General features: G+C 59.5%; 25 protein-coding genes and 1 tRNA gene. 15 read left to right on the plus strand and 11 right to left on the minus strand.

Annotated elements, in window-relative coordinates:
- Positions 1-72 precede the first annotated feature (72 nt).
- Genes V3330_RS15225 through rnhB form a run of 6 tightly spaced genes read left to right on the plus strand, consistent with a single transcriptional unit; the run spans position 73 to position 4,651 of the window.
- Positions 73-558, plus strand: a complete 486-nt coding sequence (locus tag V3330_RS15225) for an OmpH/Skp family outer membrane protein (RefSeq protein WP_354696296.1) — start codon at positions 73-75, stop codon at positions 556-558.
- Positions 559-575: 17 nt separating this feature from the next.
- Positions 576-1,625: a UDP-3-O-(3-hydroxymyristoyl)glucosamine N-acyltransferase gene (gene lpxD / locus V3330_RS15230; RefSeq protein ID WP_354696297.1), complete on the plus strand. Its 1,050-nt coding sequence runs from the start codon at positions 576-578 to the stop codon at positions 1,623-1,625.
- On the plus strand, positions 1,622-2,089 hold the full coding sequence (fabZ, locus tag V3330_RS15235; protein WP_354696298.1) for a 3-hydroxyacyl-ACP dehydratase FabZ: 468 nt from the start codon (positions 1,622-1,624) through the stop codon (positions 2,087-2,089). Before lpxD ends, fabZ begins: the two co-directional genes overlap by 4 nt.
- On the plus strand, positions 2,086-2,862 hold the full coding sequence (lpxA, locus tag V3330_RS15240; RefSeq protein WP_354696299.1) for an acyl-ACP--UDP-N-acetylglucosamine O-acyltransferase: 777 nt from the start codon (positions 2,086-2,088) through the stop codon (positions 2,860-2,862). The genes fabZ and lpxA overlap by 4 nt, the downstream gene beginning before the upstream one ends.
- A gap of 35 nt (positions 2,863-2,897) precedes the next feature.
- Positions 2,898-4,064, plus strand: coding sequence for a lipid-A-disaccharide synthase (gene lpxB, locus V3330_RS15245; protein ID WP_354696300.1), 1,167 nt, complete (start codon positions 2,898-2,900; stop codon positions 4,062-4,064).
- Positions 4,061-4,651 carry a ribonuclease HII gene (rnhB, locus tag V3330_RS15250; protein WP_354696301.1) on the plus strand — a complete coding sequence of 197 codons (591 nt, stop codon included), beginning with the start codon at positions 4,061-4,063 and terminating at the stop codon, positions 4,649-4,651. The genes lpxB and rnhB overlap by 4 nt, the downstream gene beginning before the upstream one ends.
- Before the next feature lie 44 nt (positions 4,652-4,695).
- Here rnhB and V3330_RS15255 read toward each other — a convergent pair whose 3' ends face one another.
- The 3 genes from V3330_RS15255 to V3330_RS15265 are packed head-to-tail and all read right to left on the minus strand — an operon-like array spanning position 4,696 to position 6,784.
- Complete coding sequence (locus V3330_RS15255; RefSeq protein ID WP_354696302.1) at positions 4,696-4,971, minus strand: acylphosphatase; 276 nt, start codon at positions 4,969-4,971, stop codon at positions 4,696-4,698.
- Entirely contained in the window at positions 4,968-5,468 is a 501-nt protein-coding gene (locus V3330_RS15260; protein ID WP_354696303.1) for a TlpA family protein disulfide reductase, read from the minus strand. The genes V3330_RS15255 and V3330_RS15260 overlap by 4 nt, the downstream gene beginning before the upstream one ends.
- Positions 5,465-6,784: a YihY family inner membrane protein gene (locus tag V3330_RS15265; protein WP_354696304.1), complete on the minus strand. Its 1,320-nt coding sequence runs from the start codon at positions 6,782-6,784 to the stop codon at positions 5,465-5,467. Before V3330_RS15265 ends, V3330_RS15260 begins: the two co-directional genes overlap by 4 nt.
- 103 nt (positions 6,785-6,887) lie before the next feature.
- Between V3330_RS15265 and arsC the strand changes: the two genes are divergently transcribed.
- The 3 genes from arsC to V3330_RS15280 are packed head-to-tail and all read left to right on the plus strand — an operon-like array spanning position 6,888 to position 8,169.
- Positions 6,888-7,223: an arsenate reductase (glutaredoxin) gene (gene arsC / locus V3330_RS15270; RefSeq protein WP_354696305.1), complete on the plus strand. Its 336-nt coding sequence runs from the start codon at positions 6,888-6,890 to the stop codon at positions 7,221-7,223.
- A 29-nt stretch (positions 7,224-7,252) separates the two neighbouring features.
- Positions 7,253-7,831: an NAD(P)H:quinone oxidoreductase gene (gene wrbA, locus V3330_RS15275; RefSeq protein WP_435791836.1), complete on the plus strand. Its 579-nt coding sequence runs from the start codon at positions 7,253-7,255 to the stop codon at positions 7,829-7,831.
- A complete protein-coding gene (locus V3330_RS15280; protein WP_354696306.1) occupies positions 7,828-8,169 on the plus strand; it encodes a DUF2069 domain-containing protein in 342 nt (113 codons plus the stop codon). The genes wrbA and V3330_RS15280 overlap by 4 nt, the downstream gene beginning before the upstream one ends.
- Here V3330_RS15280 and V3330_RS15285 read toward each other — a convergent pair.
- Positions 8,166-11,108: a hypothetical protein gene (locus tag V3330_RS15285; RefSeq protein WP_354696307.1), complete on the minus strand. Its 2,943-nt coding sequence runs from the start codon at positions 11,106-11,108 to the stop codon at positions 8,166-8,168. The genes V3330_RS15280 and V3330_RS15285 overlap by 4 nt on opposite strands.
- A gap of 122 nt (positions 11,109-11,230) precedes the next feature.
- Between V3330_RS15285 and V3330_RS15290 the strand changes: the two genes are divergently transcribed.
- Entirely contained in the window at positions 11,231-11,716 is a 486-nt protein-coding gene (locus V3330_RS15290; RefSeq protein WP_354696308.1) for an asparaginase domain-containing protein, read from the plus strand.
- A 20-nt stretch (positions 11,717-11,736) separates the two neighbouring features.
- Here V3330_RS15290 and V3330_RS15295 read toward each other — a convergent pair whose 3' ends face one another.
- Positions 11,737-11,994, minus strand: coding sequence for a hypothetical protein (locus V3330_RS15295; protein ID WP_354696309.1), 258 nt, complete (start codon positions 11,992-11,994; stop codon positions 11,737-11,739).
- Positions 11,995-12,013: 19 nt separating this feature from the next.
- Between V3330_RS15295 and V3330_RS15300 the strand changes: the two genes are divergently transcribed.
- Positions 12,014-12,817 carry a type IV toxin-antitoxin system AbiEi family antitoxin gene (locus tag V3330_RS15300; RefSeq protein WP_354696310.1) on the plus strand — a complete coding sequence of 268 codons (804 nt, stop codon included), beginning with the start codon at positions 12,014-12,016 and terminating at the stop codon, positions 12,815-12,817.
- On the plus strand, positions 12,814-13,599 hold the full coding sequence (locus V3330_RS15305; protein WP_354696311.1) for a nucleotidyl transferase AbiEii/AbiGii toxin family protein: 786 nt from the start codon (positions 12,814-12,816) through the stop codon (positions 13,597-13,599). Before V3330_RS15300 ends, V3330_RS15305 begins: the two co-directional genes overlap by 4 nt.
- Positions 13,600-13,607: 8 nt before the next feature.
- Here V3330_RS15305 and V3330_RS15310 read toward each other — a convergent pair whose 3' ends face one another.
- The 3 genes from V3330_RS15310 to V3330_RS15320 are packed head-to-tail and all read right to left on the minus strand — an operon-like array spanning position 13,608 to position 16,095.
- Positions 13,608-14,453: a sulfotransferase domain-containing protein gene (locus V3330_RS15310; protein WP_354696312.1), complete on the minus strand. Its 846-nt coding sequence runs from the start codon at positions 14,451-14,453 to the stop codon at positions 13,608-13,610.
- A 37-nt stretch (positions 14,454-14,490) separates the two neighbouring features.
- Positions 14,491-15,729, minus strand: coding sequence for a DUF445 domain-containing protein (locus tag V3330_RS15315; RefSeq protein WP_354696313.1), 1,239 nt, complete (start codon positions 15,727-15,729; stop codon positions 14,491-14,493).
- A gap of 60 nt (positions 15,730-15,789) precedes the next feature.
- Positions 15,790-16,095, minus strand: a complete 306-nt coding sequence (locus tag V3330_RS15320; RefSeq protein ID WP_354696314.1) for an Mpo1-like protein — start codon at positions 16,093-16,095, stop codon at positions 15,790-15,792.
- A gap of 173 nt (positions 16,096-16,268) precedes the next feature.
- On the opposite strand from V3330_RS15320, the gene V3330_RS15325 reads away from it, so the two are divergent.
- The 3 genes from V3330_RS15325 to V3330_RS15335 all read left to right on the plus strand — a co-directional run bounded on the left by V3330_RS15325 (position 16,269) and on the right by V3330_RS15335 (position 20,911).
- Positions 16,269-16,344: transfer RNA gene (locus tag V3330_RS15325), tRNA-Val, on the plus strand.
- 311 nt (positions 16,345-16,655) lie between these two features.
- Positions 16,656-17,270, plus strand: coding sequence for a hypothetical protein (locus V3330_RS15330; protein ID WP_354696315.1), 615 nt, complete (start codon positions 16,656-16,658; stop codon positions 17,268-17,270).
- 827 nt (positions 17,271-18,097) lie between these two features.
- Entirely contained in the window at positions 18,098-20,911 is a 2,814-nt protein-coding gene (locus V3330_RS15335) for a S8 family serine peptidase (RefSeq protein ID WP_354696316.1), read from the plus strand.
- A gap of 227 nt (positions 20,912-21,138) precedes the next feature.
- On the opposite strand, the gene V3330_RS15340 is transcribed toward V3330_RS15335, so the two are convergent.
- The 3 genes from V3330_RS15340 to V3330_RS15350 all read right to left on the minus strand — a co-directional run bounded on the left by V3330_RS15340 (position 21,139) and on the right by V3330_RS15350 (position 24,101).
- A complete protein-coding gene (locus V3330_RS15340; protein ID WP_354696317.1) occupies positions 21,139-21,942 on the minus strand; it encodes a DUF8758 domain-containing protein in 804 nt (267 codons plus the stop codon).
- On the minus strand, positions 21,878-22,411 hold the full coding sequence (locus tag V3330_RS15345) for a DUF488 domain-containing protein (protein ID WP_354696318.1): 534 nt from the start codon (positions 22,409-22,411) through the stop codon (positions 21,878-21,880). Before V3330_RS15345 ends, V3330_RS15340 begins: the two co-directional genes overlap by 65 nt.
- 1,486 nt (positions 22,412-23,897) lie before the next feature.
- Entirely contained in the window at positions 23,898-24,101 is a 204-nt protein-coding gene (locus tag V3330_RS15350; protein ID WP_354696319.1) for a helix-turn-helix domain-containing protein, read from the minus strand.
- Positions 24,102-24,338 lie beyond the last annotated feature (237 nt).

Raw genomic sequence — 24,338 nt, forward strand, 5'->3', positions numbered from 1 at the left:
GTGTTCGGGTGTACACTATGGATTATGCGGAGTTATGTCCGAACAATTTGCTGTGTCCTCGCCTGCCTCGCCGTGGCGGCGCCGGTGTGGGCGCAATCCCTGCGCATCGGTTACGTGGACATGAAGCAGGTACTGGACAACGCTCCCCAGGTCGTGGCCGGACGGGAAATCCTGGACCAGGAATTCCGTGGCCGCAGCGAGGCCATCGAGGTGGATGAATTCCGGGCAAAAACCCTGGAAGACCGCCTCGCCCAGGGCGACCTCGCGCCGGAAAATGCCCGCCAGACCGAACGTGAGCTTCGCGAACTCCGGCGCAACATCAACCGCCGCAAGGAAGACCTGCGAGACGAACTCTCCTTCCGGCGCACCGAAGAAGTCCAGCGGCTGGAGGAGGAGATCAACGTGGCCGTGCAGGAAATCGCCAAACGCAATGGATTCGACCTGATCCTTTCCAGCCCGGTTGTTTACGCCAGCCCGGCGCTGGATGTCACCGATCTCGTGCTCGAGCAACTGGAAATCGAATTCGCCGCCGACCAGCTCGAACGTCCCGTTCGCTGACTTTCGCGACCCGCCTGATGCCCGCCGGCCCCAGCGCTCACCGCCTGTCCGACATCGCTCAACGATTCGACCTCACCCTCCGGGGCGAGGATGCGGACGTGGACGGCGTCGGAACATTGCGCGGCGCTGCCGGCGGCCAGATCAGTTTTCTGGCCAATCCCGGGTATCGACCCGACCTGCCCGGCACCCGGGCCGCTGCCGTCATTTTGCGCGAAGACGATGCGGCCGACTGCCCGACCCGCTGCCTGATCGCGGCCGACCCGTACCTGGCTTTCGCCCGCGTGGCCGCGTTGTTCGCGCCGGCGCGGGATGTCCCCCCCGGCATTCATGCCGATGCCACCGTCGATCCGACGGCGAAGATCGGCGCCGACGTGCGGATCGGCCCCCGCGCCGTGATCGGCGCCGGTTGCCGCATCGGTGCCGGCAGTGCCATCGGCGCGGGGACGGTCATCGAAGCCAACAGCACCCTGGGCCGCGATTGCCGGCTGTACGCGAATGTCACCATCGGACACGAGGTGCGTCTGGGTGACCGGGTGATCATCCATCCCGGTGTGGTGATCGGCGCCGATGGCTTCGGCATTGCCCTGGCGGATGGATCCTGGGAGAAAGTGCCGCAACTCGGAGGGGTGGTCATCGGCGATGATTGCGAGATCGGCGCCAACACGACCATCGACCGCGGCGCCGTGGATGACACCGTGCTGGAAGAGGATGTGCGGGTCGATAACCTGGTCCAGATCGCGCACAATGTGCGGATCGGCGCACACACCGCAATCGCCGCCATGACGGGTATTGCCGGCAGCGCACGCATCGGTCGCTACTGCCTGCTGGCCGGGGGCTCCGGCGTCCTCGGACACGTGGAGATCGCAGATCGGGTAACCGTCGGAGCACGCAGCTCCGTGCTGGAGCCCATCACCGAAACCGGCGCCACCTGGTCGGCCATCATTCCGGCCCAGCCCCTGCGCAAGTGGCAGCGCAACGTGGCCCTGTTGCGCCGGCTGGAAGATATCTGGCGCCGCGTACGCCGGCTCGAAAAGAACCTGAAGACCGAGGGATCCGAACCCGTATGATCAATAACGTATTGCCCGAACCGGTGGAAGCCGGCCGTATCATGGAGTACCTTCCGCACCGCTATCCGTTCCTGTTGGTCGACCGCGTGATCGCCCTGCAGACGGAACCGGAAAAACGCTTGATCGCCACCAAGAACGTCACGATCAACGAACCGTTTTTCACCGGCCACTTTCCCGGCAAACCGGTGATGCCGGGGGTGCTGATCATCGAATCAATGGCCCAGGCCGCCGGCATGCTGGCGCACCTGGTTGCCGAGCTGGACGGCAAAAAAGGAGCGCTTTTCTACCTCGTGAAATTGGACAATGCCCGCTTCACGCAGATCGTGAAACCGGGCGACCAGCTCGAACTCGATGTCATCCAGAAGCGCATCATGCGCGGCATGGGTCAGTACGTCTGCGAAGCCCGTATCGACGGCCGCAAGGTCGCCAGTTGCGACATCATGTGCGCCGGAGAAAAAACATGAGCGGGATTCACCCCCAGGCCCTGGTCGATCCGGCCGCGGAAATCGCGGACGACGTCGAGGTCGGGCCGTTCAGCATTATCGGGCCCAGGGTACGCATCGGTCCCGGCAGCCGTATCGGGCCACACGTCGTGGTCACCGGCCGCACCACCATCGGCCGCAACACGCGGATTTTCCAGTTCGCGTCCATCGGCGAGGAACCGCAGGACAAGAAGTACGCCGGCGAGGACACCGAACTCATCATCGGCGACAACAACACCATCCGCGAACTGTGCACCTTCAGCCGCGGTACCGCCCAGGGCGGTGGCAAGACCATCATTGGCAACGACAACTGGATCATGGCCTGCGTCCACATCGCGCACGACTGCGAACTGGGCGACAACATCATCATGGCCAACAACGCCTCGCTGGCCGGCCACGTGCGCGTGGGTGACTGGGCCATCCTGTCCGGCTATACCCTGATCCACCAGTTCTGCACTGTGGGCGAACACAGCTTCACCTCGTTCGCCAGCCACGTGAACCAGAGCATTCCGCCCTACGTCACGGTGTCCGGCGAGAAGGCGCGCGCCAAGGGCGTGAACACGGAGGGCCTGAAACGACGCGGATTCACCGCCGAGCAGATCCAGCAGGTGCGGCGCGCCTACCGCGTGCTTTACCGCTCCGGGCTGAAGCTGGACGAAGCCCAGAACAAGTTGCAGGAAATGGCGCGCGACTCCGGCGAAATCGAACCCCTGGTCGAATTTCTGCGGACCACGGAAAAAAGCATGATCCGCTGATGCCTGCGTGACGGCATGCCAGGGGTCGTATCCTCATGAGTTCCCCTCCCACGATTGCACTGGTTGCCGGAGAAGCCTCGGGCGACCAGTTGGGCGCCGCGCTGATCGAGTCCCTGCGCCGCCGGATGCCCGACGCGCGTTTTTGCGGGATCGGCGGGACCGGCATGCAGGCGGCCGGCATGGACGTCTGGTGGGACAGCGAAGAGCTGGCTCTGTTCGGGCTGTTCGAAGTGCTCGGTCACCTGCCGCGACTGGTGCGCCTGCGCCGTGCACTCCGCGCCCGACTGCTGCAGTCCAGGCCGGATGTCTTCATCGGCATCGATGCACCGGATTTCAATCTCGGACTGGAACGCCAACTGCGCGATCACGGTATGTCCACCGTGCACTACGTCAGCCCCACGGTATGGGCCTGGCGACCGGGCCGGGTACGCAAAATCGCCCGGGCGGTCGATCACGTTCTGTGTTTGTTTCCCTTCGAACCCGCCTTCTACGACAGTCACGGCGTGCCGGCCACCTACGTCGGCCATCCAATGGCGGACCAGATCACCCCGGAGGCCGATACGCACCGCGCCCGTGAGGAACTCGGTCTCGCGCCCACCGAAGCACCCGTGGTCGCCCTGCTGCCCGGAAGCCGGGTCTCCGAGGTATCGCGGCTGGCGCCCATCATGCTCGCTGCGGCCCGGCGGCTCACCGAACGCTTCGACGGCATCCGTTTCATCGCGGCGCTGGCCAATGCCCGGGTCGCGGACCGCTTCCGTTCAGCGCTGGAAGCCCTGCCGGCCGGCAGTCGTCCCACGCTCGAGATCTTCGAAGGTCAACCACGCGACGTGATCGCGGCCGCAAACGCCGTGATGTGCGCTTCGGGAACGGTGACGCTGGAAACCCTGCTCATCAACCGGCCCATGGTGACCGCCTACCGGCTGGCTCCGGCCACCTATCATCTGGCAAAGCACCTGCGCCTGGTGCGGCCGCAGCATTTCGCGCTGCCCAACATCCTCGCCAGCGAAACGCTGGTGCCCGAGTTGATCCAGAACGAGGCCACGCCCGAGCGACTGGCTGCGGAAACCGCTCGCTGGCTGACGGACCCGCAGCGCCGGCAGCGACTGGGGTCCCGATTCGAGACACTGGGTACCGAATTGCGCTGCAATGCCAGCGAACGGGCCGCCGATGCGGTGATCCGGGTGCTCGGAGCGTCGGCGTGAACGGGAATCCCGGGCGCCATACCGCCGGTGTCGACGAAGCGGGTCGCGGGCCACTGGCGGGGCCGGTGGTGGTCGCGGCCGTGATTCTCGATCCGGAAGACTCGATCCACGGACTGGATGACTCCAAGCGCCTGTCCGAGGCCGCCCGGGTCGGTCTTTACGAGGAGATCACGGCTCGGTCGCTGGCCTGGTCCGTGATCGAAATCAGCCATGACGAGATCGACCGCTTGAACATTCTGAACGCCACGATGTTCGGCATGCAGCAGGCGGTGGCCGCCCTCACACCTGCCGCCGATGTCGCCCTGATCGACGGCAATCGTGCACCCGACCTGGCCTGCCCGGCCCGCACCATCATCCAGGGCGATCGCCTTGAGCCGGCCATTTCCGCCGCTTCGATCATCGCCAAGGTCACGCGTGACCGCCGAATGCGGGAACTGCACCGAACCTATCCGGATTACGGTTTCGACCGACACAAGGGTTACGGGACCCGCCAACACCTGGAATCCCTGGAACGCTTCGGGCCGTGCCCCATCCATCGACGGTCGTTCGCACCGGTGCGCCGCTTGTTGCAATCCGGCTTGTTCTGAGTCCGGCTTTTCATGGGACCGGCTTGTTCCGGACCCGGCCCGCGCTAGCCCGTTTCAAACCCCTGCATGCCGGGATCGGGATGGTCCTCCGCGTCCACGCTTTCGACCCGCGCCATCGGCGGACCGCGGCGCAGCCAGGCGGCCAGAGCATCCAGTGCCGCCTGCGGACCCGCGGCCACGACTTCGACACTGCCGTCGGCGAGGTTCACCGCACGGCCAGACAGGCCCAGGCGTTCCGCCTCACGCCGCGTGGACGCCCGGAACCAGACGCCCTGAACGCGCCCGGTGACCCGGAACCTGCGACAGGGCCGGTCACTCACGGACCTACAGCTCCGCCATCGATGAAGTCCTCGATGGCCTGACGGGTCACCGGCCCCAGAAAGGCCTTCACCGAAAGCCCTTCGGGATTCAGCACGATCGTCGTGGGCAGGACTTTCGGTGCGCCAAAGGGCTCGGGCGGCGCATAAACGTCCACCAGCAGGATCGGGTAGCTGACATCGAACTCGGCGAGGAAGGTTTCGAAGGCGCTGATGCCGGTATCCTCGAACGCCAGGCCCAGCACCGTGATGTCCTCGCGTTCGATGTGCAGTTCGGAAAGCTCCGGTATCTCCTTGCGGCAGGGGGCGCACCAGGTCGCCCAGTAATTCACGACCACCCACTTCCCCCGGTAATCGGAAAGCGCGGCCTCGCCGCCGCCCAGCACCGGCAGGGCGAAGTCGACGGGAGCATCGGTTTCATAGGCCGCGATGGCTGGTGGCGCCGGGGCGACAACGGCCAGCAGGAGCATCGCAGTGGCGATCAGGGGACGTACCATCATTCATGTTCTCCTTCGAGATAAAGTTCACGCAGGGGCCGGTCCAGATGCCGCAGACCCTCCCGCTGGGCGCGATTGAGCACCGTGGCGTAAACCCGGTCCCAATCCGAATCGATATGAACCGGCTCGCCATCCTGAACCGGCAGATGAAACTGGCCGCAGCGGTAAAGCACCCGCAGGGTGAGATCGCCGGCATCCCGTGCCAGCATCCAGTCCCCCGCATCGTCCCGGACCACGATGCTGGATTCCTCCAGGCGGCCGAGAATGCCCAGCATCTGCCGCTCGCCCACCCGCGGTTCGAGCGCCAGCAGGCCCTCGTGGGTGCAGGTCTGTCCCTGCCGCTGCGCCCGCCACAGGTGTCCGACGAGACGGAAGGCCATCTGCAGTTCCGCTTCCCGCGACCAGTCGCCGCCGGCACGGGGCCGATCGCGAAAGGTGGTGAGCGATGCCGCCAGCGATGCACCCAGCAGCACGACGATCCACACCAGGTACAACCAGAACAGAAAGATCGGCACGGTGGCCAGCGCGCCGTAGATCACCGTGTAGTTGGCATTGCTCACGTAGGCGACGAATCCCACCTTGGCGAGTTCGAACAGCAGCGCGCTGACGAAGGCACCGGCCAGGGCATCGCGAAAACGCACCCGGCGGTTGGGAACCAGCACGAAAATCAGTGCGAACACCATCCAGGTCATGCCGAAAATACCCAGCCGGTACAGCACCGGGTTCTGCGCCGCCTGGACGGCCACGCCACCGAACAGCATCCTCGCGCTGAGCGCCACGGCGGCGCCGATCATGATGGGAGCCAGGGTGAGCACCGCCCAGTAAACGACGATCCGCGCCGTCAACGAGCGCGAACGCCCGACCCGCCAGATCCGGTTGAATGCCACCTCGATGCGGAACATCAGCAACAGCGCGGTGAGAATCAGAAAAACGGTACCGGGCAGTGTCAGCCCGGAAACACTCTCCAGAAACGTCGCCAGGTAGTTTTCAACCTGCTCGCCCGCCGCCGGCATCAGATTGCTGAAAATGAACGACTGCAACTGGCTCGACCACTGTGAGAAAACCGGAAACGCGGCCACGATGCCGAATATCACCGCCAGCAGCGGCACCAGCGCGATCAGGCTGGTATAGCCCAGCGAAGCGGCCTCCTCGAAGCAGCGGTCGTCCTTGAAATGTTGCCACACATGACGCGCCAGCCGCCGGGCGCGGACCAGCAGGTCCTGCACATCGAGCGGACGGTTTTCCGCCGCGGCGAAGATGCGCAATCGCGACTTTCCGATTCTGTCCTGCCCGCCCGCTGGCGTGCGCTTTGCCGGCATATCGAATTACCCGTCCGGTTTACCCACCCGGATTCAATCAATAGAATGGCGGCCATCCGCCATCGTGCGCCATTCTAACCCGAGGCCTGAAATGACCGTCAGAATGCTCCACAACCCACGTTGCTCCAAGTCACGCGCAACACTGGCCCTGTTGCAGGACCGTGGAATCGAGCCGGACCTTTCACTTTATCTCGAAACCCCGCCTACCCGGGAAGAGTTGCAAACCATCCTGCAGCAACTCGGCATGAAGCCCATCGAACTGGTACGCAAGGGAGAAGCCGAATTTCGCGAACTCGGTCTGGGTGAGCCCGGCGTGAGCGACGACCGGATTCTCGATGCCATGATCGAACACCCCCGGCTGATCGAACGACCCATCGTGCTGGCCAACGGCAAGGCGTCCATCGGCCGGCCACCCGAATCCGTACTCGACATCCTCTGACTCCGGCGGCCATCAACTTGGAAATCCTGGTGCTGTATTACAGCCTGCACGGCCACACCGCAGCCATGGCCCGGCAGGTTGCCCTGGGCGTTGAAGAAACCGACGGTACCGCGGCGCGTGTGCGCACCGTGCCGCCGGTGCGGACCGGACTGGAGCAGCACACACCCGATGTTCCGGAAGATGGCCCGCCCTGGGCGCGGCGCGAGGACCTCACCGAATGCGGCGGCCTCATCGTCGGCAGCCCCACCCGGTTTGGCAACATGGCGGCACCGCTCAAGTATTTCATCGACGGAACCGCGTCGGAGTGGTTCTCGGGCGCTTTGGCCGGGCGGCCGGCCGCGGCGTTCACCTCAACCGCCAGCCTGCATGGCGGACAGGAAACCACGCTGCTCAGCATGATGCTGCCGCTGCTGCACCACGGCATGGTGCTGGTCGGTCTGCCCTACACCGAACGCGGCCTGATCGACACGGCCGGCGGCGGCACGCCTTACGGCGCCAGTCATCACTCCGGCTGGGAAGGAAACCGCGAACTGGACCGGCACGAATCCGACCTGTGCCGTGCCCTGGGACGCCGCGTGGCGGACATGGCGCTGCGGCTCAGTCAGTGAGCGGAGCTCGCGGGGTTATCCTGTCGTGGCTGGCCCTGCTGGGCTGGCAACCGGTGTGGTTGCTGGTGCTGCCGCCGCCGCACGGACCCCGCAACCTGGTACTCGCGGCAGTGGCCACAGCACCCCTGCTGATTCCCCTGGCCGGCATTCTGCGCGCCCGGATGCGCGCGATGACCTGGGGCGGATTCATCTCGGTCGCCTATTTCGTCGCCGGCGTGACGGAACTGTGGAGCAATCCGCCCATGCGGCCAGCCGCGGGGGTCGAAGTCCTTCTCGCGCTGGCCTACGTGCTTCTGCTCGCACGCCACGCAAAAAGTCTGAGAACAGGCAAACCCTAGGGACTCGCGGACTCCGTGGACCCAGCCGGTTCAGCACTGTCAGCCGGCGGACCGGTAACGCCCGGCTGGCCAGGCACACCTTGACTGGCCGGAAGCGAGAAATGCTTGCGGCTGAGAAGATGCAATCGGGCCATCGCGTGCGCGACGCTGATCGACACCGAACCCGAACGCATCACCGCCTCGGGCTGGCCGTCCCACAGCGCCTGGAACCGCTGTAAGCGAGCGAGGCCGGCATCGTGGATGTTCCCCACCGGTACATTGGCCGCGCGGAATCTTCGAATCACGGCTTCATCGAGCAGGCCGCTCTGCCCTTCCATCATGGCCCGAATGGCATCGGAATCCAGAACGGTTTCCGGATACAGCAACACCAGCAGGGAGCGCAGCAGGGTCTTGTAGGTCGTAACCTCGATCAAACGATCATGCAGGCTGGGGCCCGAATCCGGACCGAGACGGCCGGACGGCCGAAGCAGCGCACTGTAGAGCGTCTGTTGTTCGGCCTGGTACAGGCCGCGCATGTGCGCCGCGAGGCGGTCCCGGATCCCGTCCCCGGGGGCAATCTCCAGTCTCTGCACGCCGATTCCGGTAACGAACCAGTCACGCCACTCGGCGCCCCGCTCCCAGTTCGCGAGAATCACTTCCGACGGACGGCTGCGGGCGGCGGCCAGGTAGGTCAGGCGGTCCGGCACCAGGTTGAAGCCGGATTTACGCCCGCGTGACGTGACGATTCGGGTTCCGACCCATTCCGTGGGACAGCCGTCGGCGAGCACTTCATCGTCTGCCGCCGCAATGAGATAGTGGTATTCATCCGGGCTCACAAAGTGAGATCCGAACACGTCCTCGGTGCGGCCGCCCTCGTGATAACGACCCAGCAGGTTGAAGCTCAGGCGCCCGAAGTAATTGGCCACGTTCGGATCTTCCGGACGCACGGGCTCGGAACGGCGTTCGACCCATTGCATGTCGTCGTAACAGATTTCGATCCGCCCCAGGCCGGTCTGGTCAGCCAGCAGGTACTCGTCCGGGAACAGCCCGACCAGCGCCCGGGTGGCATCGAGCGCCTGGGTCATTTCGCAGCTTCGTTCGGCGGAGCAGGGCGCAATCGTCAGGTCTGGCGTACGGTAGGCCGTGCGCTGCGTCACCGATCCCCCCAGCATCACATCGGCACCGGGGCGCAGGCGGGCTTCGCGGAAAGTGATCTCGGCGTTGCGAATGCCGCGTACCAGCTCATCGAGCGCGGCCCGGTATTCGGCGAGACTCTCGCTGACGGGATCGTTGATGCCGGCCCCCGATCCGCTGATGCAGTCGACCTGCCGCGACATGGCCCGCATCAGGCGACGGCCCTGTTGTTCCATGCGGTTCACCAGGGCCTCGTTGCCGGGCGTCTGCAGGAACACCGGCTCGACATCGGCAAACCAGGTCACCAGTGAGGCGAATACGGCCCATTCCAGCGGATTGGGTAGCGGCTGATCCGGCAGCGGACAGGTGGCGGGGGCCAGTTCGTGCAGGTAGCCCAGCAGGTAATTGATCCGCTGCCAGGGCATCAGCTCCAGTTCCCGCCGCAGTTGCTCCGTGCCGTACGGACCGCTCGGTTCGCCGGCCAATTCGGAGCTGCGCAACTGCGAATCGACCATGTCCACCATGCTCTGCAGACAGCCGTCGAACTGATGGCGCGTGAACGTGGGCCGGCCATCGCTTCCGCGGGCCGCGGCCACGCTGATGCAGATGTCGATTTCCTCGGAAATCCGCTGCCGCACCGGCTGGTCGAAATAAAACGCCAGATCCGAGGCCATCAGCACCAGCTGCGCGACGGCATCGGCCAGTTCTTCCTGCAAGCCCGACATCCGGTCGGCCGGAAGTTCCCCGTCAGCCAGTTCCTGGGCCACATCGAACGCCGCCGCGATATTCGCGTTGAAGCGCGGATCGATGTCGTTGAACTGGCGCGAAAGGGTGGCCGACAGGCGCGGCAGAAACTCGGCAATCAGCGGGGGCAATCCTCCGGTCGCGGCGGGATCGTGCACATGGGTGTCCAACAGATCGGTCACCGCCCAAAGCAGGCCCTGAATGAACTCCAGGTAACGGCCGGAATGCAGACCCTCGACAGCGGACGCGAGCCGCAGCATCTGCGCGGCCGTTCGGGAAGCGGCCGGATCCAGTTCGGGCAGGGCTTCGTACAAACCGAAACGCAGACGGCGAGCGCCCAGCGCATCCGGCGGTGCCGGCAGGGTCAGTGAAAACATCAGTTCCCGCAACCTCTGGATGCCAACTTCCAAAGGCTCGCCGGCGTCTCCGCTGCGCTCCGGGGCCGGGGGTTCGGCCGCCATCCACGGGTCGAACCAGTCCGCATTCAGCGCGGCGGCGACCTGGCCGAATCCGGGGTCGCCGGCAACCCGGTCGCGGAAGGTCTGCCACAACGCGGGCGCCATCACTTCCACCTGAAACAGGGTTTCGGGCAGGAACGCGGCGGCCAGACGTTCGTCGGAGCGGTCGAACAACTGATGGGACAGTGCGGGAAATCCGGGGCCCAACGGGGAGATGTCGTGCGGCGGATGGATGTTCTGCTGGCCCAGCTCCTGCTGCACGAACCACGAGGCCGGATCCAGGATGGGGCTGCGCGAAGGCAGATGGACGTAGCGGGCCGCCAGCAGGTCCAGCCACCCCCGATCGTCGCGGAACTGGTCGGCCCATTCACCGACCGCCTCTTCATCCACCGGGCTGGTGCGGCCCAGCAGACGGGACACGGCCAGCAAGGTGAGCAAGGTGTCGTTACGCGAAGAGGGTTCGGCCAGCGACGCCGACAGTTCGCGAAGATCCGGCAATTCCGGTGGCTCCCAGGCGGCTTCGGGCGCCTCCTGGGCCGCACCCGTTGCCGCGAACAGCAGCAGCACGAGGACCACCACAAACCGCGGCCATCCGGGCAAGCTGATTTTTCTCGTCCGCCTCATTTACTGCCCACCTCCGGCGGGTACCCGGCAATCGGAGCAGGTTATACTACGCGATGCCGGCACCCGGACGAAACAACCGTTTCCCGGTCACTCTTTCCCCGCAAACGTCACCGCATGCCACCATGAACCAACTGCTGATCATCACCACGGGCGGAACGATCGACAAGATCTACTTCGACGACAAAAGCGACTACCAGATCGGAGAACCGCAGATCAGCCAGATTCTGCACGCCATGAACGTGGGCTTCGAGTTCGAGGTCAATGCCCTGATGCGCAAGGACAGCCTGCACATGAGCGACGAGGACCGCAAGCGGATCCGGGCGGCCATCGTGGAAAGCGATGCCGAACACGTTCTGATCACCCACGGCACCGATACGATGGTCGACACCGCCAGCGTGCTGCAGGACATTCCCGGGCGAACCATTGTGCTGACCGGGGCCCTCAACCCGGCCCGGTTCCGCGATTCCGACGCGGTGTTCAACATCGGCTGCGCGGTCGGCGCGGTCCAGAGCCAGCCCGCGGGCGTCTACATCGCGATGAACGGCCGCGTCTGGGACCCCGCCCGGGTGCGCAAGAACCGCGACGCCAACCGTTTCGAACCGATTTGAGCCAGTCCGCCGCGCCGTGCTCAGCGAAAGCGCGGCGGCACGTAATTGTAGCGGAGCATCTGTTCGCGGTGACGGTCGACGATGCGGGCGACCTGCTCGTCGCTGAGCTGCTCGACCCACTGGTTCTTGGTGCCCTTGCGGAAAAAGGCCTTCGAATTGGGGCAGGGGGCGAGCCAGACGATATTTCCCCTGTCGAATTCCCGTACCTGATATGAGGTTATGCAGGTTTTTTTGGATTTTGACGGAGGGGTTTCGATTTTGATTGCATAAGGTATCACTATTAGATACTTTAAGAGAGTGAAATCGAATGAAGGCCATATCTCTGCAAAAGACCTGATCGAGACTTTGGCCTCGAAGGGACGCTATAGCTTTACTTCCGGGGAAGCGCGAGCAGCCCTGAGGGTCTCTTCCGATGCCAGCAAGCTGGCACTAAACCGGCTGGCCCGCCAGGGACGAATAGCCTCCCCCGCGCGGGGGTTCTATGTGATCGTCCCGCCAGAATACAAGTCTTTGGGCTGCCTGCCCGCCGAGCAGTTCATACCGGACCTAATGAATAGCAAGGGACTGAGCTATTACGCTGGGCTGCTAACGGCGGCGCAATTGTATGGGGCCGCCCATCAACGGCCTCAGGAATTCCAGGTTTTCACCGAGAAAAACCGCAGGCCGATCCGCTGCGGAAGCGTGCGGGTCAGGTTCATCGCAAAAAAGAACATCGATGACGTGGTGGTACGAAAATTCAACACCTCACGCGGTGAACTGAAGGCCTCCACGCCCGAATTCACGGCGATCGATTTGGCCGGATATCCGCAGCATGCCGGTGGACTCGACCAAGTTGCCACAGTCCTTTCTGAATTGGCAGTGGAGATGGATGCTACGGCGTTGGCCAAGGCCGCCGCGACTGCTCCGGTCACTTGGGTGCAGCGCTTAGGATACATGCTGGAACTCGTCGAAGCTGCACACATAGCTGAGGGTATCAAGGAATATGTCGATCAACAGGCCCGTGAGTACACGCTACTCGTTCCCGCGGCCAAGAATGATGTGGGAGAACGTCTTCCAGATTGGAAGCTCATCGTCAATACAGAACTGGAGCCGGATATATGATCCCACGCGATTACATCACGGAGTGGCGCGGGCAGGCACCGTGGGTGGACGATGCACAGGTTGAGCAGGACCTTGTGATTAGCCGGGCGCTGATCGATATTTTTTCCAACGACCTGCTTCATGATGCCCTGGCCTTCCGAGGGGGTACGGCTCTATTCAAGCTGCACTTACCTGCCGCGCGGTATTCCGAGGATATCGATCTCGTTCAAGTAAAAGCGGAAGCGGCCGGCCCGATGATGGCTGCGCTCCACGAAGTGCTGAACCCATGGCTGGGAGAACCCACCTACAATCAGACCGACGCGCGCATCACATTCAAGTACCGGTTCCAGTCTGAAGATGGCCAGCCTCTCCGCCTGAAAGTCGAAATTAATACTCGAGGGCATTTCGCAGTTGAAGGATTCCAGGAAATGCCGTTCGAAGTGAACTCGCGGTGGTACGAAAGATCCTGTTCAATTTCGACTTACGGGCTTAATGAACTATTGGGCACAAAACTCCGTGCCCTCTATCAGCGAAAGAAGGGGCGTGACCTCTTTGATCTCGCGGTGGCGCTCGATGAAACGAATGCTGATCCGGAGAAGATCATCGAAACGTTTTGCGCCTACATGAAGCATGGGGGCCATCACGTAACAAGGAAGCAGTTTGAGGAGAATCTCGCTAACAAACTGGGCGACAGCAACTTCCACAGCGACCTTGGGCCGCTTCTTGCTTCGGGGTACGAATCGGACCTCGATGCGATGTCAGTCAAGGTGAACGACTTGTTGATAACACGGCTTGCTGACTAATCCGCCAATCAGCGAAAGCGCGGCGGCACGTAATTGAAGCGGAGCATCTGTTCGCGGTGACGGTCGACGATGCGGGCGACCTGCTCGTCGCTGAGCTGCTCGACCCACTGGTTCTTGACGCCCTTGCGGAAGAAGGCTTTCGAATTGGGGCTCTTCTCGACGAACCCGCCTTCGCGCTCCTGTTTTTTCAACACCCGGAACGATGAATACTGGATGGCCTTGCGCACGCGCTTGCGGTCGCGGTCCATGCCTAGCAACCGGGCGATCGAACCAAAGGCCTTGGCCGGCTTGTCCTGCATGTCCTCGTAGCGGACGACGACGATCGACGGGTGCGGCTGCACCGTCCAGCTCGCGACGTGAGTCGACCACGAACCCATGTAGCCGGCCACGTTCTCCGGATTGGTGGGCGTGCCGGTTTCCTCGCTGGCCATGAAGTCGATGGCCTCATCAATACCCAGCCCGAAGTGATCGGCGACCGACAGCACCACGTCCAGCGGATTGCGCACCACGTAGATCGCCCCGGCCATCACGGCAATGTTGTGCAGGGACGCGCCGCCGAACTGGCCGAACATGTTGTGGGTTTTGGTGAACACGCTGCCTCGGAGCCGGCTGTCCGCGATGTCCTGGTGTACCTGGGGCCGCAGGGCCATGGCATCGTCGAAGGACAATGATTCGAAGCCGCCCTCCCCCGCGTGCGGCTGATACCAGCGCGGCTTGGATTCGTCCTCGAAGTACGAGGGCAGGTCCGCGATGGCGCCGGGGCGCGGCGGATCCTCGATCAGGTTGTAGATGAACGCCCGCAACCAGGTATTCCCCGACTTGGGGTAGGAGGCGAGCCAGACGATGTTTCCCATAATGAAATTCCGTACCTCGAGAAGATCGACCGTTCGTTCAGCCCCAGGGGCCGAACACGGTTAACGCGTGGATCACCAGGCCAACGAGGCCGCCGACCAGAGTACCGTTGATGCGGATGAACTGCAGATCGCGGCCGATGGCCAGTTCCACCCGCTCGCTGGTCTCGCCGGCATCCCAGCGCGCGATGGTGTCGCTGACCAGGCTGGCGATGTCGCGGCGGTGGCGATCGACCACGGCGACCACGGCTTCACGCACCCAGCGGTCGGCCACCGCCTGCATGTCGGCATCGCGCGCCAGCTGCCGCGCCAGGCCGTGTATCCAGGACTGCAAAAAGGCCCGGACCCGGGAGTCCGGTTCACCCAGATCCCCCTCCAGGCCCGTCAACAGGTCCATCCAGAGCCGGTAAAGGTATTCCTGCAAAGCATCGTTGTCCAGCAGGCTGTCGCGCAGGTGCTCGAGGTCCTGGCGGGCCGCCGGCGAACGCCTCAGTTCGTCCGCGAGACGCAGTATCGCCGCGTCGAAATCATGGCGCACGGGATGCCCGGGATCCAGCGACATCTGCAACAGCAGGGTCTCGATGCGGTCGAGCATCTGCTGCACGATGCGGTCGTCGATGAAGCCCGGCATCCACCACGGGCTTTCGTGCTGAACCTTGCCGCGAATGGTGTCCCGGTGATCGTGCAGCACCACCACCGAATAACGCAGCACCTGGGTCAGGATGCGGTCGTGACGACCATCACGCACCAGACCTTCCAGCACACCGGCCAGCAGGGGCGCCAGTTCCAGCCTTTCGAGCTGATCCCGGCTGAGCTGGCGCAGGAATCGCCGCACGCTTTCTTCCTGCCAGGCGCCGGTGGCCCAACTGAGCAGCTGACCGATCCAGTCGGTGACCGTGCGGCCCCCGGCCGGGGTTTCCAGCCATTCGGCCAGGCGATGCGACACACTGACCGTCCCGAACTGGGTTCGGACCACGTCCGGGTCGAGGAAGTGATCGGCGATGAAACGCGCCAGGCTTTCACCGATTTCATCCTTGCGGCGCGGGATGATGGCGGTATGCGGAATGGGAATACCGAGTGGATGCCGAAACAGCGCGACCACGGCGAACCAGTCCGCCAGAGCGCCCACCATGCCCGCCTCGGCAAAGGCGTGCAGCCAGCCCGCCCAGGCCTCCGGCCGGCCCAGAGTAACCCCGAACAGCACGGCCATCGCGGCCAGCAGCAGCAGCGGAATGCGCTTCATGGCACGCAGGCGGCGTTCCTGCTCGGCGACACTCACCCCTGGCGTCAGCGAATCGACGGCATGCCTCCGCCACGGCTCACGTGGTCTTTGCCGCCACTAGATGCGGACCTTGCCGACCAGGACGTCTTTCCACATCACCCAGTCGCCCATCAGGCTGTACAGGGGATAGGTAAATGTCGCCGGCCGGTTCTTCTCGAAGAAAAAATGCCCAACCCAGGCGAAACCGTATCCGACCACCGGCACCAGCAGCAGCCACAGCGGCTGGCGGGCCCAGACGGCCCAGCCGATCACGAACAGGATCAACGTGGTGCCTACGAAATGCAGCCGCCGGCAGGTGCGGTTGCTGTGCTCGGCGAGGTAGTACGGGTAGAACTCACCAAAATTGCTGAATTTTCGGGCCATCGATGCCATTCCGGGTCATTTCCCCGCATGATAGCCAATGAACCGCCCCGGATCGAATCACGACCCGGACCCGAAAAACCCCGAAAAACGCTTGCGTCCCACCGCCGGCGAAGTAGAATATTGGCCTGCGCCCCGTCCCCGGGGCCATCCGCGTGAGTCACCCGAACGCACGTGGGCGATTAGCTCAGTTGGGAGAGCGCTGCAGTCACATTGCAGAGGTCACTGGTTCAAGCCCAGTATCGCCCACCAATTAAATCAAATACTTATACTGATATCGCGACTGGGCGTTATGCTTACGGGGTGCATGAGGGGTGCAATCCATGCCCGAATTCGCTCCAATGTCTGTGGAACATTGCCAGCCATGACTTTGATTGACAGCCCTGATCCTCACGGGCCTGAGTTGCGAACTACTGTCCGTTTTTCAGATTTTCCGCAACCCTGAGAGAGGCCCAAAAGCCCCCGGCCCCGAATTTAAGTACACGCCCGTGATTTCATGGGTGCGACGTGTGTGTTTTTTGGGCTGGCTGACTTGCTATCTATGCCCAAAAGGGAGGCAGACTGTGATTGGCATAACCATTGGAAAAGACCTGTCAGGGAAGAAATCAAATCCAGCGCTAACACTCGACCAACAGACGGTGCTGGAGCGCTTAAGCGCTATTCGAGACTCAATTTGGTTTAGCGTCGCTGGATATGCTCTGCTGACTCAGAATCCCACAAAGTCAGCGATCCGAGACTACAGCGTAGTGCTTGCGAACAGCGGTTTGACAGTAATTAGGAAAGATGAACCAGATTCTCAACTTGATGCACTCAAGCAAAGAGTCAACTTCCTTGAAGACGTATCAGAACCCGCTGCCCGTGAAGTGGTGGAGAGGATTCTCGGTGTGATGATCAGCGACAGCTTCGATCTCGTTCTTGAGTTCGCAACCAAAAATAGAGTGCTGGGAAAGCTACATAGAGAGGAATGGTTTCTATTCGCAAAGCACTACAGAAATGCCGTGGCTCATGGGAATAAATGGCATTTCAAATCGGAGAAGGGATTTCCAGTTGAGTGGAGAAAAATGACTCTTGTGCATCCAATGCATGGAAAGCCGATCACGGGCTTTTTGAAGTGGTTTGATGGACTCCAACTAGGCTCACAAATGGCAGGATTTGTGCAAAGCAGCGTAAACCTTTAATTATGAGTCGTCTCTGGAACGTCCGATCACCCTGCAGGCCAATTTTCCAATGGTGCCTACCACGCCTGCTACCCTGATCTCCGTGCGATTATCTCCACTCCGGGCTGAAAGCGTTCATCCTGGAACCCTTGGCCGAGGTTTGTTCAGTTTTCGAAATGGAGCAAGAAGTAAAATCCTGACGTAACCATTAAACGCAGCAGCACGACATCAAATCGCCTGACCCCTGACCTGGGATATATCTTAGTAGTTTTATGAGTTTGCAGCCGCCTCCAGCAGGGCGTAGAAGCGTCAAGGATTCCTTTTCTGAAAGGAATCGTCAATCGAATGTCTGCTTCGTCGGCACAGTAGTATGTTTAGGGGCTGATGCATACAACCCGCAGTTGAAGGCAGAGAAATGCGAGTCGAAGAAATTTGCCACCATCTAGACCAAGTCAGGAAGCTTCGGATGAGACTTCAGGACGCGTCAAACCCTCCTCGCCTAATCAGGAAACCAGCGGGAATGCGCACCCTAGTCTTCCAGAACAGGATCGAACGTCTTCGCAGACATGAAGATGCTGTGCAGAAGAAACTAATTAGCGGATTGAGGACTTTCAGCACCATGATCTAGCGCCAAGGGAATGAATAGTTTTTACGCAACACTTGAACTGAAAGCGGGAACGAGTAGAAACAGTAAGTGAGAGATTGAGTCTTAAACTCGCACTTACTTTCATGAGGTCCTTTTCAGTGCAATGGCGCGGCGAATAGGTCACATCACCTTACCGGATACTTGAAGCGGTAGACCATATTGCACTCGAAGGAATTACCAACGAACGATAGGGGATAAAAAAATGAGCCGCAATGCCGTCAGCCGTCTACCTTTTTTATGTGCACTCTCTCTCTATGTAACAATCGAAGTGCCCGCAGATGAACCCGACTGGCACATCTTGAGTAAGCAACTAGATGTCGTGGCACAAGCTAATGAGAAGAACAACAAGGTCTCAGCAGAGCTCCGCGCCTTACACGGTGAGTTTGTGCTTTTCCAAGCATCGAAAGCCCAACACTTTCAACCTGCCAATCCTAGCCTAAAGCTAAACGATGATTTCGTACTTATTGAAGCGACAGCGAAAGGAGAAAGCCAGGCCCTTCTGGCTGCATTATCCTCCCTTGGCGGGCTGCACTTAGCTTCTGCAAATTTCCTCGTTTCTGGGTACATGCCAATCTCCGCAATTCCGGCTCTGGAATCGCTCCCATCTCTTGCTATCGCACGAGCGTCTTACCCATACACCCGCTCAGGCCTGGTTACGTCGCAAAGCGATATAGCCTCGCGCGCAGATATTGCCCGAAATCTTTACGGGCTCGATGGATCAGGCGTGGTCATAGGGACAATGTCAGACAGCTTTAACTGCCAAGGCGGCGCAGCAACCGACATTGCCAACGATGATTTACCTTCTTCAATTACAGTAGTTCAAGAGTTGCCTGGGTGTGTCGGAGGAAGTGACGAGGGTCGGGCCATGATGCAAATCATTCACGACTTAGCCCCTGGAGTGTCTCATTTGTACTACACCGCATCGGCAGGACCGGCTGCATTCGCTAACGGCATCCATGCTCTGGCTGACCTCGGCGCAAATATCATTGTTGATGACATCGGGTACTTTAGTGAGCCCTGGTTTCAGGATGGGCCGATTGCTCAAGCTGTAGACGCCGTCACTACCCAGCATGGAGTTTCCTACTTCTCTGCGGCCGGCAATGATGCCGACAACTCTTACCAGGCCACATTTTCACCTGATTCGACCAGCGCGCAGTTTCACGATTTCGATTCCGGTGCCGGCGAAGATTTGCTGCAAAGGATTTTTATTCTCGGAGGCCAAACTGTAACTATAGTGCTTCAATGGTCAGAGCCATATGCCTCTGTTAGCGGTGCCCCAGGGGCCACAACGGATATTGATATCTGCATTGGTGACGACCCCTTCACGACAACACTATCTTGTACGTCAACTGGGAATATTGGCGGTGACCCAATTGACATCATGAACTTCACAAACCCCGGCCCGGATTCGTTTTTTAATATCTACATCAACAGATTCGCTGGAACGGGCACACCATTTCTGAAATACATTCATTCACCAACCATGGCGGTCGCTGAGTTCGCGAACACCAGCAGCACCATCTATGGCCATCCCAATGCAGGCTTCGCGATCGCCACAGGAGCCGCCAACTTTCAAGACACGCCGGAGTTTGGAACGAGTCCGCCACAGGTGGCCCCTTACTCATCTCTTGGTGGCACGCCAATTCTCTTCGATTCTTCAGGCGCACCGATTTCGCCCGCAGTTAGACTCAAACCAAACTTCACTTGTACGGACAATGGAAATACCACGTTTTTTGGCACAGACAGCACCGCAGATGCAGATACTTGGCCAAACTTTAGCGGCACATCTGCAGCAGCCCCAGCAGCAGCTGCATTAGCCGCATTGATTCGAGAATTCGATCCGGATTCGACCTATTTGGAGGTCTACCAAGCACTAACATCTACTGCAATTGATATGGACGCATCTGGCACTGATCTCTTGACGGGGCACGGACTCTGTGATGTCACGGGTGCGCTTGGCAGCATTGAATCTCCGGACATCACTTTGAATGTGACACCCGCTCCTCCAACTTTGCCCGAACCGGGTGGTGGTGTGACATTCAACATCAGCGTCTCCAATGTTGGTGACATACAAGCCTCCTTAACGACATTAAGTGATGATGCCGTGGGAAACCTTGATGGTTTTGGAACTTGCTCTCTACCGCAAATCCTTACGCCAGATGGGGGCAACTATCAGTGTTCGTATGCCCTTACGGCATCCGGAAACGCTGCCGACAGCTTGCCACTATCGGTAACCGCAACAGCGAACGGCCCTCAGAAATCAGATACTGAAGTTTTAACAGTTTTTGTCACACTAACTGATGTTCCGCCTACGGCCACACTATCAGCTTCAACGAACTCGCCCGAAATTGCAGAGCCAGGAGGAATGGCGTCAATTCATGTTGCGGTACTGAATACGGGTGCAGCGGAGGCAATATCGCTTATTTCGCTTTCAAATTCGGAACTGGGCAATATCGCCGGCCAAGGAAACTGCCTCGTTCCTCAGACTATTGACCCAGGGTCGCAGTACCAATGTAGTTACCCAAATGAGTTCACAGGAAATGCCGCCGACGTAGTTTCCCACCAGATCAACGCTGCTGTAAGCGACGATGAGCTAAATGAGTTGGGCGTTAGTGATACCGTTGAGGTAGCCATTACAGATGTCCCACCTTCCGCATCATTGAATGCATCGGTGGAGCCAACGCAACTGACGGAGCCTGGGGGCTCCGCCACGATAAGTCTTTCGATAGTCAATTACGAGGTTGATGACTTAGACCTCACGTCACTAGCAGACTCCGTTTTAGGTGGTCTAAATGGACAAGGAACTTGTGATTTACCGCAAGTGATCGAATCCGGCGAATCCTATAGTTGCGAGTATATTGGCGATTTCGTCGGTAGCGCGGGGCAAACGATTGTCCGTGATATTGATGCAACAGTTCAGGACGACGAATTAAACCAGTTAGGGGTTGGCGATTCCATCACTGTCGGCATACTAGGTGTGGACATCATATTTGCAGATGATTTTGAGGACCTTTAATAAGGGACTTTTATCAATTTCTACTCGAAGCAGGACAAGTGCATATACTGAAGATGATTGTGGCTGGCTGTACTAGTTTGAACTCTGCAAGTATCCAATGTTGGTGGCGGCCAATGCCCACCAGTGGACATCGCCAATCCTCGGAACCCTAGCCACAAATAGGCGCCCAGCCAGTAAGCACTCGTGAAACTTTCCAAGGCCTTTTCATCGGCAGATGACCGCTGAAATTATTGCAAAAGGCTCATTTGCTCCAGCACTTCCTCGGGTGAAACTTGCGCCCGGAGTACTCCGATCAAAATAAACTGATATGGCCTTGCCTTCATGGTGCCCATCACGAAGTGCAAGTTAGCTTTGGGGATGTTTTCACCATACTCCTGTGCCAACTTTTCCAGAGCTTTACCTTCTCCGTTATATCGCCTTACGTATGCACGGAACGCCTGCTGAACTTCCCAGTCTTGGATCTGGCAGGAATGCTCTTTCCCATCAGAAACGAAGTCGAAATAGAATAGGTAGCGGGGCCGCTCTAGAGCCTTTAGGGGCTCCTCGAACATCAGACCCTGCTCTTGCAGAACCCCCTGAGACTCTGAGTCATTAGGCTCGTATAGCTTATATCGAAACCGCACAGAGCTGGGTCGAATTATTCCCAGGCTGGTACCGGCACTACTTTGCAGCTCGTGCAATTCATCAAGTCCGGAGTATATGAACGGCTTCCAAAGGGAAACTTTCTTTTCTGTTGGAAACTTAGCGTCTTTTGCTCTTTCCAAGACTCGTATTGAATCTTCACTGACCCTATAGCTTTCAGGACGAGGGTCTGAGCTGGCTTTTGTAACAACCAACTCTACGGCGTCATACCGCGTGAAGCGCTGGTCATCTGTTAACCTGCGAAATCGAATTGGGTATAGGCGGAGTAACTTTCGGGTTTCCTCGCAGACGCCCGCACAGCAAACTGTTTCTTCGTATTTCTTGCTACGCTGTGGAAAGGCTTTTACGAGAATTCGAACTCTGATTTTTGTATCTTTGCCGCTGAGCACGATCCTGCACTCCAATGTGCCTCGGTTTAATCCCCGTCGCCTCTGAAAACTTCTCCGCAACCGGGGTTCGATGACATTGTGTGTGGTTTCGCTCGAAACAGAGCAAAGCAATGTGACCTCTCAACTCCTCGGCCAACTCTTCAATTTTTCCGTGTTGTTCTTTTAGATGATCATTAAACTGTAAGAAAAAGCGCTCATAATCCCAACTCTCGCGCAACTCGTGACGCATGACTTTTGGCGACCCCAAACAACGCTCGTGCTGATAGGAGATTCCCACCTCCGCGAGTGCTTCACTCAGCGCTTTTTTCGAAAACCCCTTTCTGCGCGAAATCGGAAGTTCTCTGACGTCAAGAAGCACATCGACCTTGAACAACTTCAACGTCTCCAAGAAGTCTTCAAGAGCTGCACCCTCGTACCCGATTGTGGAAAGTTCCTTCACTATTCTCCCTTCCTCGAATTGGGCGGCCACTCAGAGAATTCCCGAACAGATATTAATCGAGCCATGGGCCACTAACAACAGTTGCAAACACGGTCACCCCATGACGACGCCGCGACTTTGCCAGTGGCTACCGCCCTCTAGAGTCTTCGGCCCCACCGATAGCCCTCCACCCTACCTACACTGATTGCGAGCGCTTGTGGTTTGCAGGTACCGCCCGTTGACTTAGTGCGGGCCCTACCCCAGGCGTGTCCCGTTTGGCCTGCCTGCTGCGGCTTGCTGCCGGCCTGAGCAGGTTAAAATCGATCCCCCCACACCCTTTCCCTGCTTTACGTACCAAATGCGCAATATGGGCCTAGAACTTCGCTTTTTTTGTGTCGGAAAACTCCTTGTCCACGTGTTCAAAACTGACCGCCCTTGCTTGTGTGCGCCGTGAACTAGAACTTAGCGATAGCACCCCTTTTTATGGACTCCAAAAACTATTGGCACGACCAATCTTACTGTCCGAAAAATCAGGCACCATTCCAAGCTCCCCAATGACGATGGCTGCGAGGTTATTGACTCGCCAGCGCCACGTAGACTTATGGTCATCAGCGACTTGATCAGCCTCTTGCACTTTGATGTGTCAGACGTCTGTTTCCCCGATACCCGGTGGCAGATTCTTAGAGGACAGTAACCAATACCGGTGAAGAAGGGCGGCCTTTCTACCCTTGTCGGTACTGGTTACTGTCAGGGTCGGCGTTCTGCGGGCCATGCCGGTAATTAATACTGTCATCAGCGGTAATGAATACCGTCGGATTTTTCATGCCGCATCCTTGTCTGGCGTCCATTTTCTAAATGTGTGTGCTGCAATTTTGGTCTTGTTGGAGTATTTCGTATCGTCGAGTTGTCTCCAGGTCAGGGCGTACATGGCGGGTCGGGGAGGAACTCGGCTCGCGTACTCTGTCTTGTCAATGAGCCCCCTATGCTCCAGCTCGCGAAGCGCGACATAGAGGGTTTTGTCAGACTTTATACCCGATTTTGAGGCTTGACTTGCCGTTAGGCCGACTGCGCCGTTGTTGTACCCGTTGTACTGCCCAGCTAAAAGTACTAGCACCCGAAATGCAGCGTGCGATAGTGTCGTGACGGACTCATGCTTCAGCACGGCGTCGGGCAGCATGGCGAACGGCCCGGATTTACGCTTTCTGCCTGGTCGAGCCACTTGCTTACGCTGACTCTGTAACCGCCTCAGCGAACAGCTCACGCCTCGTGGGCCAGTCCTTGCGATGGACATGAGCACGAATCCCGACTACTGCAGCTTGCAGCCGCATGGAGACGGCTTCAACGTGCTGCACAAAATCCTCGTTTTCTGCTTCGCGCTTACAGGTCTTCTCAAACAGACCATCCAGTAGCATTGGGATGGTGGGGTAGTAACCCACCGGCCTCCAGGTCTTCTTGGCTCGCCGGTAGAGGATCCAGTTGTAGGGTTCGGCCCCCACTCCCCATGAATCGGAAATCAGCCAGCGGGGTACAGATTCCTTCATAAGCCACCCCGCATTTGGGTCGTATGGCGCTGTTCAAGTTGGAGGCGAAACTCGTCGAGTGCTTCCCGATTGATAAGCCGCCGCTGACCCAGCTTAAATGATCGGAGTTCCCCGCTATCGAGATACTTGTAGATATGGTTTTTGCAGATTCCGAGCTGTTCGGCTGACTCAGCCGGAGAATAACAAAGCTTAATGGTCATGGCGGTTCCTCATGGATTGGTTTGTGCCCATGAGGATGCAGGTTGGCTTGCTAAACTTCGCGGCAGATTTGCGCAGCAAAAAGATCAAAATCTACCGTAATTCTTCTCCAGGTCGAAATTTCGAAGAATAGAATTGATTTTATCTGCGTTAACTTCCTGACTTGGATTCAACTGCGAAGCGCAACGGTGAGTGATTCCTGAGTGTTGTTGAACACTTCATAAGGCGTCAAGTAGTCG

It is taken from the genome of Elongatibacter sediminis, from assembly GCF_037892215.1.
In the GTDB taxonomy this organism is placed as follows: Bacteria; Pseudomonadota; Gammaproteobacteria; order Xanthomonadales; family SZUA-36; genus Elongatibacter; species Elongatibacter sediminis.

What these genes read in the sequence shown, in the direction of transcription:
- lpxD (WP_354696297.1), top strand. Translation starts at nt 576, where the DNA reads ATGCCCGCCGGCCCCAGCGCTCACCGCCTGTCCGACATCGCTCAACGA.
- fabZ (WP_354696298.1), top strand. Translation starts at nt 1,622, where the DNA reads ATGATCAATAACGTATTGCCCGAACCGGTGGAAGCCGGCCGTATCATG.
- lpxA (WP_354696299.1), top strand. Translation starts at nt 2,086, where the DNA reads ATGAGCGGGATTCACCCCCAGGCCCTGGTCGATCCGGCCGCGGAAATC.
- lpxB (WP_354696300.1), top strand. Translation starts at nt 2,898, where the DNA reads ATGAGTTCCCCTCCCACGATTGCACTGGTTGCCGGAGAAGCCTCGGGC.
- V3330_RS15260 (WP_354696303.1), bottom strand. Translation starts at nt 5,468, where the DNA reads ATGATGGTACGTCCCCTGATCGCCACTGCGATGCTCCTGCTGGCCGTT.
- V3330_RS15265 (WP_354696304.1), bottom strand. Translation starts at nt 6,784, where the DNA reads ATGCCGGCAAAGCGCACGCCAGCGGGCGGGCAGGACAGAATCGGAAAG.
- arsC (WP_354696305.1), top strand. Translation starts at nt 6,888, where the DNA reads ATGCTCCACAACCCACGTTGCTCCAAGTCACGCGCAACACTGGCCCTG.
- V3330_RS15285 (WP_354696307.1), bottom strand. Translation starts at nt 11,108, where the DNA reads ATGAGGCGGACGAGAAAAATCAGCTTGCCCGGATGGCCGCGGTTTGTG.
- V3330_RS15290 (WP_354696308.1), top strand. Translation starts at nt 11,231, where the DNA reads ATGAACCAACTGCTGATCATCACCACGGGCGGAACGATCGACAAGATC.
- V3330_RS15305 (WP_354696311.1), top strand. Translation starts at nt 12,814, where the DNA reads ATGATCCCACGCGATTACATCACGGAGTGGCGCGGGCAGGCACCGTGG.
- V3330_RS15310 (WP_354696312.1), bottom strand. Translation starts at nt 14,453, where the DNA reads ATGGGAAACATCGTCTGGCTCGCCTCCTACCCCAAGTCGGGGAATACC.
- V3330_RS15320 (WP_354696314.1), bottom strand. Translation starts at nt 16,095, where the DNA reads ATGGCCCGAAAATTCAGCAATTTTGGTGAGTTCTACCCGTACTACCTC.
- V3330_RS15335 (WP_354696316.1), top strand. Translation starts at nt 18,098, where the DNA reads ATGAGCCGCAATGCCGTCAGCCGTCTACCTTTTTTATGTGCACTCTCT.
- V3330_RS15350 (WP_354696319.1), bottom strand. Translation starts at nt 24,101, where the DNA reads ATGACCATTAAGCTTTGTTATTCTCCGGCTGAGTCAGCCGAACAGCTC.